Raw genomic sequence first — 463 nt, 5'->3', positions numbered from 1 at the left:
CGTGCGCACCGTGCTCGATATCGATTATCGCCCCGTGCTCTGGGGCCTCACCGGCCGCGGTGAGGGCGAGCAACGCTTCGTTGCCGCCGACCACGTCACCCGCCACCTGCAAGCCATCCTTCCCGGCTTCGATCTCATCGTCGGTACGGAAGAAGAGTTCCATATCGCCGGCGGTAGCGAAGACCTCATGGCGACCTTGCGCGCCGTTCGTGGCATCACCGCGGCCACCCTGGTGGTCAAGCGTGGCGCGATCGGTTGCAGCGTCATCGAAGGCCCCATCCCGGCCAGCATCGACGATGCGCCGACCTATCGCGGCAGCCGCGTCGAAGTGCTCAACGTGCTTGGTGCCGGTGATGCGTTCCTTTCCGGTTTCCTCACTGGCTGGCTGAGCGGCGAGACCGTCGAGCGCTCCTGCGCGTTCGCCAACGCCTGTGGCGCCATCGTCGTTTCGCGGCACGGCTGC

The 463-nt window shown here is 66.5% G+C and carries 1 protein-coding gene; it reads left to right on the top strand.

Going from position 1 to position 463, the window contains the following annotated elements; genetic code table 11:
- Window positions 1-463 (top strand): PfkB family carbohydrate kinase (locus tag CBX98_RS25420; protein ID WP_242446620.1); only part of this gene is annotated, 463 nt, incomplete at both ends.

The organism is Vibrio sp. T9, from assembly GCF_003123985.1.
GTDB lineage: Bacteria > Pseudomonadota > Gammaproteobacteria > Enterobacterales > Vibrionaceae > Vibrio > Vibrio diabolicus.
Note: the sequence above shows the minus strand (reverse complement) of the source record. Positions and strands in the feature narration are given on the sequence as shown.